Source organism: Allorhizobium sp. GW101-3B10, from assembly GCF_059424725.1.
Genome location: NZ_JBWKZR010000001.1, coordinates 2060537 through 2074094, shown reverse-complemented (window position 1 = coordinate 2074094; position 13558 = coordinate 2060537). Strand labels below are relative to the sequence as shown.

23 protein-coding genes are annotated in these 13558 nt (G+C 59.7%); all 23 read left to right on the top strand.

The window, feature by feature from the left end; all coding sequences use genetic code 11:
- Window positions 1-19: 19 nt before the first annotated feature.
- Entirely contained in the window at window positions 20-2119 is a 2100-nt protein-coding gene (gene fusA, locus AC07Y0_RS10190; RefSeq protein WP_498676897.1) for an elongation factor G, read from the top strand.
- Between the two features lie 72 nt (window positions 2120-2191).
- Window positions 2192-3367, top strand: a complete 1176-nt coding sequence (gene tuf, locus AC07Y0_RS10185) for an elongation factor Tu (RefSeq protein WP_498676895.1) — start codon at window positions 2192-2194, stop codon at window positions 3365-3367.
- Between the two features lie 256 nt (window positions 3368-3623).
- Complete coding sequence (gene rpsJ / locus AC07Y0_RS10180) at window positions 3624-3932, top strand: 30S ribosomal protein S10 (RefSeq protein ID WP_006728688.1); 309 nt, start codon at window positions 3624-3626, stop codon at window positions 3930-3932.
- Window positions 3933-4105: 173 nt separating this feature from the next.
- A complete protein-coding gene (gene rplC / locus AC07Y0_RS10175) occupies window positions 4106-4747 on the top strand; it encodes a 50S ribosomal protein L3 (protein ID WP_028735905.1) in 642 nt (213 codons plus the stop codon).
- A 12-nt stretch (window positions 4748-4759) separates the two neighbouring features.
- Window positions 4760-5380, top strand: a complete 621-nt coding sequence (gene rplD / locus AC07Y0_RS10170; protein WP_028735904.1) for a 50S ribosomal protein L4 — start codon at window positions 4760-4762, stop codon at window positions 5378-5380.
- Complete coding sequence (locus tag AC07Y0_RS10165) at window positions 5377-5670, top strand: 50S ribosomal protein L23 (protein WP_028735903.1); 294 nt, start codon at window positions 5377-5379, stop codon at window positions 5668-5670. The genes rplD and AC07Y0_RS10165 overlap by 4 nt, the downstream gene beginning before the upstream one ends.
- A 17-nt stretch (window positions 5671-5687) precedes the next feature.
- A complete protein-coding gene (gene rplB / locus AC07Y0_RS10160) occupies window positions 5688-6524 on the top strand; it encodes a 50S ribosomal protein L2 (protein ID WP_498676890.1) in 837 nt (278 codons plus the stop codon).
- 16 nt (window positions 6525-6540) lie between these two features.
- On the top strand, window positions 6541-6819 hold the full coding sequence (gene rpsS / locus AC07Y0_RS10155) for a 30S ribosomal protein S19 (RefSeq protein WP_028735901.1): 279 nt from the start codon (window positions 6541-6543) through the stop codon (window positions 6817-6819).
- 2 nt (window positions 6820-6821) lie between these two features.
- Window positions 6822-7211 (top strand): 50S ribosomal protein L22, encoded by a 390-nt coding sequence (rplV, locus tag AC07Y0_RS10150; protein ID WP_037172647.1) that lies wholly within the window; start codon window positions 6822-6824, stop codon window positions 7209-7211.
- Window positions 7211-7945, top strand: a complete 735-nt coding sequence (rpsC, locus tag AC07Y0_RS10145) for a 30S ribosomal protein S3 (RefSeq protein WP_498676888.1) — start codon at window positions 7211-7213, stop codon at window positions 7943-7945. The genes rplV and rpsC overlap by 1 nt, the downstream gene beginning before the upstream one ends.
- A 37-nt stretch (window positions 7946-7982) precedes the next feature.
- Window positions 7983-8396 carry a 50S ribosomal protein L16 gene (rplP, locus tag AC07Y0_RS10140; RefSeq protein ID WP_009109534.1) on the top strand — a complete coding sequence of 138 codons (414 nt, stop codon included), beginning with the start codon at window positions 7983-7985 and terminating at the stop codon, window positions 8394-8396.
- Between the two features lie 11 nt (window positions 8397-8407).
- The gene (gene rpmC, locus AC07Y0_RS10135) at window positions 8408-8608 is read left to right on the top strand and encodes a 50S ribosomal protein L29 (protein WP_028735898.1); all 201 of its coding nucleotides are present in this window, start codon (window positions 8408-8410) and stop codon (window positions 8606-8608) included.
- A gap of 14 nt (window positions 8609-8622) precedes the next feature.
- A complete protein-coding gene (gene rpsQ, locus AC07Y0_RS10130) occupies window positions 8623-8859 on the top strand; it encodes a 30S ribosomal protein S17 (RefSeq protein WP_028735897.1) in 237 nt (78 codons plus the stop codon).
- 232 nt (window positions 8860-9091) lie between these two features.
- A complete protein-coding gene (gene rplN, locus AC07Y0_RS10125; RefSeq protein WP_003495199.1) occupies window positions 9092-9460 on the top strand; it encodes a 50S ribosomal protein L14 in 369 nt (122 codons plus the stop codon).
- A 12-nt stretch (window positions 9461-9472) separates the two neighbouring features.
- Window positions 9473-9781: a 50S ribosomal protein L24 gene (rplX, locus tag AC07Y0_RS10120; protein WP_454287333.1), complete on the top strand. Its 309-nt coding sequence runs from the start codon at window positions 9473-9475 to the stop codon at window positions 9779-9781.
- On the top strand, window positions 9774-10331 hold the full coding sequence (gene rplE, locus AC07Y0_RS10115; protein ID WP_498676884.1) for a 50S ribosomal protein L5: 558 nt from the start codon (window positions 9774-9776) through the stop codon (window positions 10329-10331). Before rplX ends, rplE begins: the two co-directional genes overlap by 8 nt.
- Window positions 10332-10364: 33 nt before the next feature.
- Complete coding sequence (gene rpsN / locus AC07Y0_RS10110; protein WP_028735894.1) at window positions 10365-10670, top strand: 30S ribosomal protein S14; 306 nt, start codon at window positions 10365-10367, stop codon at window positions 10668-10670.
- Between the two features lie 12 nt (window positions 10671-10682).
- On the top strand, window positions 10683-11081 hold the full coding sequence (gene rpsH, locus AC07Y0_RS10105) for a 30S ribosomal protein S8 (protein ID WP_115672069.1): 399 nt from the start codon (window positions 10683-10685) through the stop codon (window positions 11079-11081).
- A 42-nt stretch (window positions 11082-11123) separates the two neighbouring features.
- Window positions 11124-11657, top strand: a complete 534-nt coding sequence (gene rplF / locus AC07Y0_RS10100) for a 50S ribosomal protein L6 (RefSeq protein ID WP_498676880.1) — start codon at window positions 11124-11126, stop codon at window positions 11655-11657.
- A gap of 12 nt (window positions 11658-11669) precedes the next feature.
- Complete coding sequence (gene rplR, locus AC07Y0_RS10095; protein ID WP_454745569.1) at window positions 11670-12032, top strand: 50S ribosomal protein L18; 363 nt, start codon at window positions 11670-11672, stop codon at window positions 12030-12032.
- 140 nt (window positions 12033-12172) lie between these two features.
- Window positions 12173-12742, top strand: a complete 570-nt coding sequence (gene rpsE, locus AC07Y0_RS10090) for a 30S ribosomal protein S5 (RefSeq protein ID WP_454745570.1) — start codon at window positions 12173-12175, stop codon at window positions 12740-12742.
- 14 nt (window positions 12743-12756) lie between these two features.
- Window positions 12757-12966 (top strand): 50S ribosomal protein L30, encoded by a 210-nt coding sequence (gene rpmD / locus AC07Y0_RS10085; protein WP_028735889.1) that lies wholly within the window; start codon window positions 12757-12759, stop codon window positions 12964-12966.
- A gap of 16 nt (window positions 12967-12982) precedes the next feature.
- Window positions 12983-13462, top strand: a complete 480-nt coding sequence (gene rplO, locus AC07Y0_RS10080) for a 50S ribosomal protein L15 (protein ID WP_498676878.1) — start codon at window positions 12983-12985, stop codon at window positions 13460-13462.
- Window positions 13463-13558: the final 96 nt, after the last annotated feature.

The following is a 13558-nucleotide window of genomic DNA, read 5'->3' as shown; positions in this document are numbered from 1 at the left end:
TATTGAAAGGCAGTCCGTTATGGCTCGCGAATATAAAATCGAAGACTACCGCAACTTCGGCATCATGGCGCACATCGATGCCGGCAAGACGACGACCACCGAGCGTATTCTTTACTACACCGGTAAGTCTCACAAGATCGGCGAAGTGCACGACGGCGCTGCCACCATGGACTGGATGGAGCAGGAGCAGGAACGCGGCATCACCATCACGTCCGCTGCGACCACGACCTACTGGAAGGGTCGCGACGGCAAGATGCGCCGCTTCAACATCATCGACACCCCCGGCCACGTCGACTTCACCATCGAAGTCGAACGTTCGCTGCGCGTGCTCGACGGTGCGATCGCACTGCTCGATGCCAATGCCGGCGTTGAGCCGCAGACCGAAACCGTCTGGCGCCAGGCCGAGAAGTATCATGTCCCGCGCATGATCTTCTGCAACAAGATGGACAAGACCGGTGCGGACTTCTATCGCTCGGTCGAGATGATCAAGACCCGCCTCGGCGCTACCGCCGTTGTCATGCAGCTGCCGATCGGCGCAGAGACCGAGTTCAAGGGCGTCGTCGACCTGATCGAGATGAACGCGTTGGTCTGGCGCGACGAGTCGCTGGGCGCCGCCTGGGATGTCGTCGAGATCCCTGAAGATCTCAAGGAAAAGGCAGCCGAATATCGCGAAAAGATGATCGAGACGGTTGTCGAAGTCGACGAGCAGGCGATGGAAGACTACCTGAACGGCATCATGCCGGACAATGACAAGATCCGCGCCCTGGTTCGCCGCGGCACGATCGACGTCAAGTTCCATCCGATGTTCTGCGGCACTGCCTTCAAGAATAAGGGCGTTCAGCCGCTGCTTGACGCCGTTGTCGAATACCTGCCGTCGCCGCTGGACATCCCCGCGATCAAGGGCATCGATTCCAAGACTGAAGCCGAGATCGAGCGTCACGCTGACGATGCCGAGCCGCTCGCCATGCTCGCCTTCAAGATCATGAACGACCCCTTTGTCGGTTCGCTGACCTTCTGCCGTATCTATTCTGGCAAGCTCGAAAAGGGCTCGTCGGTCATGAACACGGTCAAGGAAAAGCGCGAACGCGTCGGCCGCATGCTGCAGATGCACTCGAACTCGCGTGAAGACATCGAAGAAGCCTTTGCCGGCGACATCGTTGCTCTGGCGGGTCTCAAGGAATCGACCACGGGCGACACGCTCTGCGATCCGTTGCACCAGGTTATCCTTGAGCGCATGGAATTCCCGGAACCGGTCATCCAGATCGCGATCGAGCCGAAGTCCAAGGGCGACCAGGAAAAGATGGGCCTCGCGCTCAACCGCCTGGCTGCCGAAGACCCGTCCTTCCGCGTCAAGACCGACCAGGAATCCGGCCAGACCATCATTGCCGGCATGGGCGAACTTCACCTGGACATCATCGTCGACCGTATGCGTCGCGAGTTCAAGGTTGAAGCCAACGTCGGTGCTCCGCAGGTTGCCTACCGCGAAACCATCACGCGTCAGCACGAAGAAGACTACACCCACAAGAAGCAGTCGGGTGGTACCGGTCAGTTCGCCCGCGTCAAGCTCGTGTTCGAACCGAACCCGGACGGCGACGATTTCAAGTTCGAATCCAAGATCGTCGGCGGTGCTGTTCCGAAGGAATACATCCCGGGTGTCCAGAAGGGTATCGAAAGCGTTCTGTCTTCGGGTCCGCTCGCGGGCTTCCCGATGCTCGGCGTCAAGGCAACCCTGATCGACGGCGCTTACCACGACGTCGACTCCTCGGTCCTCGCCTTCGAAATCGCCTCGCGTGCCTGCTTCCGTGAAGCAGCCAAGAAGGCCGGCGCCCAGCTTCTCGAGCCGATGATGAAGGTCGAAGTCGTGACCCCGGAAGATTACGTCGGTGACGTTATCGGCGACCTGAACTCGCGTCGCGGCCAGATCCAGGGCCAGGAAAGCCGCGGCATCGCCGTGGTGATCAACGCCCACGTGCCGCTCGCCAACATGTTCAAGTACGTCGACAACCTGCGCTCCATGTCGCAGGGCCGCGCTCAGTACTCGATGGTGTTCGACCACTACGCGCCGGTACCGAACAACGTCGCCGCCGAAATCCAGGCAAAGTATTCCGGTCAGAAGTGACCGGAATACGTTCCAAGCCTTAAAGAATAAACGGAATTTCCCCCCAGCGGGATCAAGAACGGAGAGCCGAAAATGGCAAAGAGTAAGTTTGAGCGCAATAAGCCGCACGTCAACATCGGTACGATCGGCCACGTCGACCATGGCAAGACGTCGCTGACGGCAGCGATCACCAAGTACTTCGGTGAATACAAGGCCTATGACCAGATCGACGCAGCGCCGGAAGAAAAGGCCCGAGGCATCACCATTTCGACGGCACACGTCGAATACGAGACGCCGGCCCGCCACTACGCCCACGTCGACTGCCCCGGCCACGCCGACTACGTCAAGAACATGATCACCGGCGCTGCCCAGATGGACGGCGCGATCCTGGTGTGCTCGGCTGCCGACGGCCCGATGCCGCAGACCCGCGAGCACATCCTGCTCGCCCGTCAGGTCGGCGTTCCGGCGATCGTCGTGTTCCTCAACAAGGTCGACCAGGTTGACGACGCCGAGCTTCTCGAGCTCGTCGAGCTGGAAGTGCGCGAACTCCTGTCGTCCTACGACTTCCCCGGCGACGAGATCCCGATCATCAAGGGTTCGGCTCTGGCCGCCCTCGAAGATTCGGACAAGAAGATCGGCGAAGACGCGATCCGCGAACTGATGGCGGCTGTCGATGCCTACATCCCGACGCCTGAGCGTCCGATCGACCAGCCCTTCCTGATGCCGATCGAAGACGTGTTCTCGATCTCGGGCCGTGGTACGGTTGTCACCGGCCGCGTCGAGCGTGGCATCGTCAAGGTTGGCGAAGAAGTCGAGATCGTCGGCATCCGTCCGACCACCAAGACGACCGTGACCGGCGTTGAAATGTTCCGCAAGCTGCTCGACCAGGGCCAGGCCGGCGACAACATCGGCGCTCTGATCCGCGGCGTTGCGCGTGACGGCGTCGAGCGCGGCCAGATTCTCTGCAAGCCGGGTTCGGTCAAGCCGCACAAGAAGTTCATGGCAGAGGCCTACATCCTGACGAAGGAAGAAGGCGGTCGTCATACGCCGTTCTTCACCAACTACCGTCCGCAGTTCTACTTCCGCACCACGGACGTGACGGGTATCGTCTCGCTTCCGGAAGGCACGGAAATGGTCATGCCGGGCGACAACGTCACGGTTGCCGTTGAACTGATCGTGCCGATCGCGATGGAAGAAAAGCTGCGCTTCGCGATCCGCGAAGGCGGCCGCACCGTCGGCGCCGGCATCGTCGCCTCGATCATCGAGTAATCGATTGACGAATAGCCGGCGGCGGTGTATGTCGCCGGCCAGAACAGAGTCGGATGGTGATTTGCATCATCCGATTCTTGCGCTGCATTTCCGATCAGCTCTTGCGATCGGGGCGGGCAGGGCACCTCATGCTTTATAAGTGACAGGGACACCCTTGGTGTCCCTGTGATTTTTGAAAATCAGGGGCCGGCCAGCAATTCGTAATTCACTGTCTCTGCGCATGCGAGACGCAAGAAAAGAAACAAGGATAAGTCGAATGAACGGCCAGAATATCCGTATCCGCCTCAAGGCGTTTGATCACCGGGTTCTCGATGCCTCTACGCGGGAGATCGTCTCGACCGCAAAGCGCACTGGTGCAAGCGTTCGCGGCCCGGTACCGCTCCCGACCCGCATTGAAAAGTTCACCGTCAACCGGTCGCCCCACGTCGACAAGAAGAGCCGTGAACAGTTCGAAATGCGCACGCACAAGCGTCTGCTCGACATTGTTGATCCGACCCCGCAGACCGTCGACGCTCTGATGAAGCTCGACCTGGCTGCCGGCGTTGACGTCGAGATCAAGCTCTAAGAAGAAATTCCGGCGAGAGCCGAAATAACAAGGAAGGTACGTGGCAAGTCCTGCCAACGACTTCTCGAAACGGGAAACCTGATAGTCCGGAAGGGCTTGAATGGAATCCTTAAACAAAGAGGCAAGCTTCGGGTTCTTCGGAACCTGGTGCGACTCTCAAGAGGAATGAACCAATGCGTTCAGGTGTGATTGCACAGAAAGTGGGAATGACGCGCGTCTACAACGACGCCGGCGAGCATATCCCGGTAACAGTTCTGCGTCTGGATAACGTACAAGTCGTTGCCCAGCGTACGACCGAGAAGAACGGCTACGTCGCCGTCCAGCTCGGCGCCGGCCAGGCGAAGGTCAAGAATACCTCGAAGGGCCTGCGCGGCCATTTCGCCGCTGCAAGCGTCGAGCCGAAGGCGAAGCTCGTCGAGTTCCGCGTTTCGGAAGACAACCTCATCGACGTCGGCACCCAGCTCACCGCTGGCCACTTCACCGCCGGTCAGCTGGTCGACGTGACCGGCACGACCATCGGTAAGGGTTTTGCCGGTGCCATCAAGCGCCACAACTTCGGCGGTCTCCGTGCAACGCACGGTGTGTCGGTTTCCCACCGTTCGCACGGTTCTACCGGTTCCAACCAGGATCCGGGCCGCGTATGGAAGGGCAAGCGCATGGCTGGCCACATGGGTCAGACCCGCGTCACCACCCAGAATCTGGAAGTCGTTTCGACCGATGAAGATCGCGGTCTGATCCTTGTGAAGGGTGCCGTTCCCGGCTCCAAGGGTTCCTGGATCATCGTGCGCGACGCCGTCAAGTCGGCAGCGAAGTAAGGGAGCCACACCATGGAATTGAACGTCACAACCCTCGAGGGCAAAGACGCCGGCAAGGTTTCCCTGTCGGATGCGATCTTCGGTCTCGACCCGCGCGAGGACATCCTCGCCCGCATGATCCGCTACCAGCTCGCCAACAAGCGTCAGGGCACCCACAAGGCCAAGACCCGCGCGGAAGTTTCGCGCACCGGCGCCAAGATGTACAAGCAGAAGGGCACCGGCCGCGCTCGTCACCATTCGGCACGCGCTCCGCAGTTCCGCGGCGGTGGTAAGGCTCACGGCCCGGTTGTTCGCAGCCACGCCCATGACCTGCCGAAGAAGGTTCGCGCTCTCGCTCTGCGTCACGCGCTCTCGGCCAAGCTGAAGTCGGAAGACCTGATCATCATCGATCAGCTCGTCGCCGCCGAAGCAAAGACCAAGGCGCTCGTCGGCAACTTCGAGACGCTCGGCCTCACCAACGCTCTGGTCATCGGCGGTGCCGAGATCGACAGCAACTTCAAGCTCGCAGCCGCAAACATCCCGAACATCGATGTTCTGCCGGTTCAGGGCATCAACGTTTACGACATCCTGCGTCGCGGCAAGCTCGTGCTTTCCAAGGCTGCGGTTGAAGCTCTGGAGGAGCGGTTCAAATGACTGATCTTCGCCACTACGACGTGATCGTCTCTCCGTCGATCACTGAAAAGTCGACCATGGTATCCGAACAGAACCAGGTCGTCTTCAACGTCGCCAAGGGTGCCAGCAAGCCGGAAATCAAGGCTGCTGTCGAAGCGCTCTTCGGTGTCAAGGTCACCGCTGTGAACACGCTCGTCCGCAAGGGCAAGGTAAAGCGTTTCCGCGGCTTCGCCGGCAAGCAGAAGGACGTCAAGAAGGCGATCGTCACGCTCGCCGAAGGTCAGTCCATCGACGTGTCGACGGGCGTCTGAGGTAGGGAACAAGAACAATGGCATTGAAACATTTCAATCCGACCACGCCGAGCCAGCGTCAGCTCGTCATCGTCGACCGCTCCAGCCTCTACAAGGGCAAGCCGGTCAAGGCTCTGACGGAAGGTCTGTCCAAGAGCGGTGGCCGTAACAACCTGGGTCGCATCACCGCCCGCTTCATCGGCGGTGGTCACAAGCGTACCTATCGTCTGGTCGACTTCAAGCGTCGCAAGTTCGACGTCGAAGGCACCGTCGTGCGTCTGGAATACGACCCGAACCGCACCGCCTTCATCGCTCTGGTGAGCTATGCCGACGGCGAACAGGCCTACATCCTGGCTCCGCAGCGTCTGGCTGCCGGCGACAAGGTGATCGCGTCCGAGAAGGCCGTCGACGTGAAGCCCGGCAACACCATGCCGCTTCAGTCGATCCCGGTCGGTTCGATCATCCACAACGTCGAAATGAAGCCGGGCAAGGGCGGTCAGATCGCTCGTTCGGCCGGCACCTATGTGCAGCTGGTCGGCCGCGATGCCGGCATGGCCATCCTGCGCCTGAACTCCGGCGAACAGCGCCTCGTTCCGGGCTCGTGCCTCGCCACCATTGGTGCCGTGTCCAACCCGGACCATGGCAACATCAACGACGGCAAGGCCGGTCGTACCCGCTGGCGCGGCAAGACCCCGCATAACCGCGGTGTCGTCATGAACCCCGTCGACCACCCGCACGGTGGTGGTGAAGGTCGCACGTCCGGTGGTCGCCACCCGGTTTCCCCGTGGGGCAAGCCGACCAAGGGCAAGCGGACTCGCTCGAACAAGTCGACCGACAAGTTCATCATGCGTTCCCGCCACCTGAAGAAGAAGTAAGAGAGGTTAGTCAGAAATGGCTCGTTCAGTATGGAAAGGCCCGTTTGTTGACGGCTATCTTCTCAAGAAGGCTGAGAAGGTTCGTGAAGGCGGTCGTAGCGAAGTGATCAAGATCTGGAGCCGTCGCTCCACGATCCTGCCCCAGTTCGTCGGTCTCACCTTCGGCGTCTACAACGGCAGCAAGCATGTTCCGGTCAGCGTCAACGAAGACATGGTCGGCCACAAGTTCGGTGAATTCTCTCCGACCCGGACCTATTACGGTCACGGTGCGGACAAGAAGGCGAAGAGGAAGTAACGATGGGCAAGGCAAAAGCCGAACGTCGGCTGAAGGACAACGAGGCGCAAGCTGTTGCGCGCACGATCCGCGTCAGCCCCCAGAAGCTCAACCTGGTTGCTGCGCTCATCCGCGGCAAGAAGGTCGAGCGGGCGCTCGCCGATCTGGAATTCTCGCGCAAGCGTATCGCTGGCACCGTTCGCAAGACCCTGGAATCGGCGATCGCTAACGCCGAGAACAACCATGATCTCGACGTCGACCAGCTGATCGTGGCGGAAGCCTATGTTGGCAAGTCGATCACCATGAAGCGTTTCCACGCTCGTGGCCGTGGCCGCGCATCGCGCATCGAAAAGCCGTTCTCGCATCTCACCATCGTGGTGCGCGAAGTCGAAGCCAATGGGGAGGCCGCATAATGGGTCAGAAAATCAATCCAATCGGTTTCCGTCTGGGCATCAACCGCACCTGGGACAGCCGTTGGTTCGCCGACAACGCCGAATACGGCAAGCTGCTCCATGAGGATCTCAAGATCCGCGCTTACCTGATGGAAGAGCTGAAGCAGGCCGGCATCGCCAAGGTGGTCATCGAGCGTCCGCACAAGAAGTGCCGCGTTACGATCCACTCGGCTCGTCCGGGCCTGATCATCGGCAAGAAGGGCGCAGACATCGAGAAGCTTCGCAAGAAGCTCTCGGAGATGACGAACTCCGAAACGCACCTCAACATCGTTGAAGTGCGCAAGCCGGAAATCGACGCAACGCTCGTTGCCCAGTCGATCACCCAGCAGCTGGAACGTCGTATCGCTTTCCGTCGCGCCATGAAGCGCGCCGTTCAGTCGGCCATGCGTCTCGGTGCCGAAGGCATCAAGATCACTTGCGCCGGCCGTCTCGGCGGTGCGGAAATTGCGCGTACCGAATGGTACCGCGAAGGCCGCGTGCCGCTTCACACCCTGCGCGCTGACATCGACTACGGCGTTGCCGAGGCGCTGACTGCCTACGGCATCTGCGGTGTCAAGGTCTGGATCTTCAAGGGCGAAATCCTTGAGCACGATCCGATGGCTTCCGAGCGTCGCGGCATGGAAGGCGATGCGCAGGGTCCCGCAAGCCGCGGTGATCGTGGTGATCGTGGCGACCGTCGCCGCGAGAACGCTTGATTAGCGCTGGCGAAAGATAAGTTCGGAGAATAAGAAAATGTTGCAGCCAAAGCGTACTAAGTACCGCAAGCAGTTCAAGGGCCGCATCAAGGGTGTTGCCAAGGGCGGTTTCGACCTGGCATTCGGCGAGTTCGGTCTCAAGTCTCTTGAGCCGAACCGCGTCAACGCCCGCGAGATTGAAGCTGCTCGTCGTGCGATCACCCGCTACATGAAGCGTGCGGGCCGTGTCTGGATCCGGGTATTCCCCGATGTTCCGGTCACTGCCAAGCCGACCGAAGTGCGTATGGGTAAGGGCAAGGGTTCGGTCGAGTACTGGGCCTGCAAGGTCAAGCCCGGCCGTATGATGTTCGAGATTGATGGTGTGTCCGAGGAAATCGCCCGCGAGGCGCTTCGTCTCGGTTCGGCCAAGCTCTCGGTCAAGACGCGCTTCGTTCAGCGCATTGCAGAGTAAGGATCAAGCCCATGAAAGCCGCAGACGTTCGCGCCATGAGCGCCGATCAGTTGAATGACGAGCTTGCCAAGCTGAAGAAGGAGCAGTTCAACCTGCGCTTCCAGAAGGCGACCGGCCAGCTTGAGAAGTCTTCGCGTATCCAGGAAGTCCGTCGTGACATCGCGCGCGTGAAAACCATTGCCCGCCAGAAGGCGGCAGAAGCCAAGGCCTAAAGGACCAGAATAATATGCCTAAACGCATTCTGCAGGGCGTCGTTGTCAGCGACAAGAACGAAAAGACTGTCGTGGTCCGGGTCGAGCGTCGATTCGCTCACCCGCTTCTCCAGAAGACGGTTCGTCGTTCGAAGAAGTACAAGGCACACGACGAGAACAACCAGTACAAGGTTGGTGACGTGGTTTCCATCGAGGAATGCGCACCGATCTCCAAGGACAAGCGCTGGACGGTCATCTCCGCCCACGCTTAATTTGCAGAGTTTTGCGCCTGGCCCTTGCGCCAAGCGCAGAAATCTGTATGAAGCAGGCCATTGGCGCAGGAACGCTCCGGCAACGGGCGTTCTTTTGCTTTGAGCGCACGGAAGGTCCTTAACCGGAAACCACCCTGGCAAGATCTTCTCGCGCGACGATAGAAATTACACATAAGCCGGAATAGGGGGCTTCCAGCCCAACCGTTTCGGTACAACAAGAAGGCGACCTGACATGATTCAGATGCAGACTAACCTCGACGTGGCGGATAATTCCGGCGCACGTCGTGTCATGTGCATCAAGGTGCTGGGCGGCTCCAAGCGTAAATATGCTTCTGTCGGCGACATCATCGTCGTCTCGATCAAGGAAGCTATTCCGCGCGGCCGCGTAAAGAAGGGTGACGTGATGAAGGCGGTTGTCGTGCGCACCGCCAAGGACATCCGTCGCGCCGACGGCAGCGTCATCCGCTTCGATAACAACGCTGCCGTTCTTATCGACAACAAGAAAGAGCCGATCGGCACCCGTATCTTCGGACCGGTTCCGCGCGAACTTCGCGCCAAGAACCACATGAAGATCATCTCGCTGGCTCCGGAAGTACTGTAAGGAGCAATGGCGATGCAAAAGATCCGTAAAGGCGACAAGGTCGTCGTATTGACCGGTAAGGACAAGGGCCGTACCGGTGAAGTCATTCAAGTGATGCCGAAGGAAGACCGCGCGGTTGTGCGTGGCGTGAACATGGTGAAGCGTCACCAGCGCCAGACCCAGACCGCAGAAGCCGGCATCATCAACAAGGAAGCCTCCATCCACCTTTCCAACCTCGCTGTCGCTGACAAGGACGGCAAGCCGACCCGCGTCGGTTTCCAGGTCATCGAAGGTAAGAAGGTGCGTGTGGCCAAGCGTTCGGGAGAAGTGATCGATGGCTGAGGCAAAGTATGAGCCGCGGCTCAAGCAGGAATATGTGACCCGCATCCGCAAGGCGCTGCAGGAGCAGTTCTCGTTCTCGAACGAAATGCAGATCCCGAAGCTCGACAAGATCGTGATCAACATGGGCGTCGGCGAAGCGACTGCTGACTCGAAGAAGCCCAGCGTTGCTGCCGCCGACCTGGCTGCCATCGCTGGTCAGAAGCCGGTCATCACCCGCGCCCGCAATTCGATCGCCGGCTTCAAGCTGCGCGAAAACATGCCGATCGGCGCAAAGGTCACCCTGCGCGGCGCTCGCATGTACGAATTCCTGGACCGCCTGATCAACATCGCGCTTCCGCGCGTTCGCGACTTTCGTGGTCTGAACCCGAAGTCCTTCGATGGCCGTGGCAACTTCGCCATGGGCATCAAGGAACACATTGTGTTCCCTGAGGTCAACTACGACAAGGTTGATCAGATGTGGGGCATGGACATCATCGTTTGCACGACGGCAAACACGGACGACGAAGCACGGGCTCTTTTGAAAGAGTTCAACTTCCCGTTCCGTCAGTAACCGTAACGACGAGCGTAGAAGAGGAACTTCGATATGGCGAAAACAAGCGCAGTTGAAAAGAACAAGCGCCGCCGCAAGACAGTTGCCCAGCATGCTGTGAAGCGTGCTGCCCTCAAGGCAACTATCATGAACCAGTCGCTTCCGATCGAAGAACGGTTCAAGGCAACACTGAAGCTGGCAGAACTGCCGCGCGATGGCTCCAAGACCCGCATTCGCAACCGTTGCGAAGTGACAGGTCGTCCGCGCGCATTCTACCGCAAGCTCAAGATGTCGCGTATCGCGCTTCGCGAGCTGGGCAATTCCGGCAAGGTGCCGGGCATTGTCAAGTCGAGCTGGTAAGGAGACGGGCAAATGACGATGACTGATCCGTTGGGCGATATGCTCACCCGTATCCGCAATGGCGCTGCACGCCGCAAGAGCTCGGTTTCGACCCCGGCCTCCAATCTTCGTGCACGCGTTCTCGATGTCCTTCAGGCTGAAGGCTACATCCGCGGTTATTCCGAAGTTAAGTACGACAATGGCAAGGCCGAACTGCAGATCGAACTGAAGTACTACGAAGGTGCTTCGGTCATCCGCGAAATCGGCCGCGTCTCCAAGCCGGGCCGCCGAGTTTATGTCTCGGTTAAGTCCATCCCGCAGGTCGCGAACGGCCTCGGCATTACGATCCTTTCGACTCCGAAGGGTGTAATGGCCGATCACCAGGCTCGCGAACAGAATGTTGGTGGCGAGGTTCTTTGCTCGGTCTTCTAAGACTGAGCAAGGATCTCCCTAGCGAACAGACAGGATCAAAACATGTCTCGTATCGGTAAAAAGCCCGTTCAGGTTCCTGCAGGGATCACGGCCGTCGTCGACGGTCAGAAGGTGACTGCAAAGGGCCCCAAGGGCGAACTGTTCTTCGTCGCGAATGACGAAATCTCCGTAGCGCTCGAAGACAACGCTGTTGTTGTCATGCCGCGCAACGACTCCAAGGATGCTCGTTCCAAGTGGGGCATGTCCCGCACGATGGTCGAGAACATCTTCAAGGGCGTCAAGGACGGTTACGAGCGCAAGCTCGAAATCAACGGCGTCGGTTACCGCGCTTCTCTGCAGGGCAAGAACCTGCAGCTGGCTCTCGGTTTCAGCCACGATGTGGTCTATGAGCCGCCGGTCGGTATCTCGATCGCGGTTCCGAAGCCGACGGAAATCGTCATCTCCGGTATCAACAAGCAGCAGGTCGGTCAGGTCGCTGCTGAAATCCGCGAATATCGCGGCCCCGAGCCCTACAAGGGCAAGGGTGTCAAGTATGCCGAAGAGCGGATCGTCCGCAAAGAAGGCAAGAAGAAGTAAGGAACGCGCGAAATGGCAAGCAGGAAAGAAGCACTTGTACGTCGTGCCAATCGCGTGCGACGTCAGATCAAGGCGGTGGCCAACGGCCGTCCGCGTCTGTCGGTACATCGCTCGTCGAAGAACATCTACGCTCAGATCATCGACGATGTCGCAGGCCGCACGCTGGCCGCAGCATCGACCCTCGATACCGATCTGCGCTCGGGCCTGAAGACCGGCGCCGACACCGCTGCAGCTGCAGCCGTCGGCAAGCTGGTCGCCGAGCGGGCCGTCAAGGCTGGCGTCAAGGACGTTGTATTCGACCGTGGCGCCTTCATCTACCACGGCCGCATCAAGGCCCTGGCGGAAGCAGCCCGCGAAGGCGGTCTGAACTTCTAAGAAATTCCGCCCGGGCTTGCGCTCGGGCGGTTTTCCGGCTTATTGCCGGACACTCCCGGATTCGCGTCCATGCCCGAAGGGCAGGGCGGAATTATAAGTAATCTGCCGATTGCACCCGGAAAAGAAAAAGGAAAAGGACAATGGCACAAGAAAAGCGTGGTTCGCGGGACGACCGTCAGAACCGTGAAGAGCGTGACAGCGAATTCGTCGACAAGCTGGTCGCGATCAACCGCGTCGCCAAGGTGGTGAAGGGTGGCCGTCGCTTCGGCTTCGCAGCCCTCGTCGTCGTCGGCGACCAGAAGGGCCGCGTCGGTTTCGGCCACGGCAAGGCACGTGAAGTGCCGGAAGCCATCCGCAAGGCAACGGAAGCTGCCAAGCGCGAACTGATCTTCGTACCGCTGCGCGACGGCCGTACGCTCCACCATGACGTCAACGGTCGCCACGGCGCCGGCAAGGTTCTGCTGCGCTCGGCCAAGGCCGGTACCGGCATCATCGCAGGCGGCCCGATGCGCGCCGTCTTCGAAACGCTCGGCATGCACGACGTTGTCGCCAAGTCGACCGGCTCTTCGAACCCCTACAACATGGTTCGCGCCACGTTCGACGCCCTGAAGCATCAGGTGCATCCGAAGGACATCGCAGCTCAGCGCGGCATCAAGTATGCTACGCTTCAGTCTCGCCGTGCCGCTTCCGGCAATGCGTCTGAAGAATAAGAGGAGTCTGATCCATGGCTAAGGCTACGAAGAAGACTGAAGCAAAGACGGTTACGGTCGAACAGATCGGCAGCCCCATTCGCCGTCCGGCGGTGCAGCGCTCGACGCTCATCGGTCTGGGCCTCAACAAGATGCACCGGGTCCGCACCCTGGAGGACACTCCTTCGGTTCGCGGCATGATCCGTGCTGTCCAGCATCTCGTTCGCGTCGTCGACGAGAAGTGAGACGGGGGAAATCATCATGAAACTGAATGAAATCAAAGACAACGAAGGCTCCAGCAAGGACCGTATGCGCGTAGGTCGCGGTATCGGTTCGGGCAAGGGCAAGACCGGTGGTCGCGGTGTCAAGGGTCAGAAGGCTCGTTCGGGCGTTGCGATCAACGGCTTCGAAGGCGGCCAGATGCCGATCTATCGTCGTCTGCCGAAGCGCGGCTTCACCAACATCTTCAAGACTGACTACGCCACCGTTTCGCTCGGCCGTATTCAGACCGCGATCGATGCCAAGAAGCTCGACCCGAAGGCAACGATCGATGCCGCTGCCCTCAAGGCAGCCGGCGTGATCCGTCGCGCCAAGGACGGCGTTCGCGTTCTCTCCGACGGCGAACTGACCGCCAAGGTGACCCTCGAGGTTGCCGGCGCGTCGAAGGCCGCTCTCGAGAAGCTCGAAAAGGCCGGCAGCACCGTCAAGCTGCTCGCCGCAGCGGCTGAAGTCGCTGAATAAGTCATGAATAGATCGCCCGGGGTGCTTCACACCGGGCGATTTTGCTCCCATATGTGAGCCTCACGATCCCAGGACGGAGTGACGTCGTTTCGTCTT